Source organism: Pseudorhizobium endolithicum, assembly GCF_902153245.2.
Taxonomy (GTDB): domain Bacteria; phylum Pseudomonadota; class Alphaproteobacteria; order Rhizobiales; family Rhizobiaceae; genus Neorhizobium; species Neorhizobium endolithicum.
In genome coordinates this window covers 128,658-128,973 of the sequence record NZ_CABFWF030000011.1, presented here as the reverse complement: position 1 = coordinate 128,973, position 316 = coordinate 128,658, and the positions used below count along the sequence as shown (strand labels likewise).

The window sequence follows — 316 nt, the reverse complement described above, 5'->3', positions numbered from 1 at the left end:
CGGCGACGGTCTTCATCGGGAACCGTCCTTCGGCAACAAGATCGGCCGCGATATCCGTTTTTTTGAGTCTGCTTTGGATAATGCTTCGCGGAGGATTTCCACCTCCATCGTCTTGCGACCGAGCATGCGCTCCAGCTCGCGGATGCGATCCTCCAGCTTCTTCACTTCCGAATTGCCAACAACCGGCTCGTCAGAACCCACGGCTGCAGCACCTCCCTCGCTTAAGAGCCTGCGCCACCGGTAAAGCAGATTGGGCGCAACGCCATGGCGGCGAGCGGTAGAAGACACCGTCTCGCCTGGTTCGAAACTCTGCTCG

1 pseudogene is annotated in these 316 nt (G+C 59.2%); it reads right to left on the bottom strand.

Going from position 1 to position 316, the window contains the following annotated elements:
• Positions 1–316 (bottom strand): annotated as a pseudogene (locus RTCK_RS08645) (transposase); the annotation flags it as partial.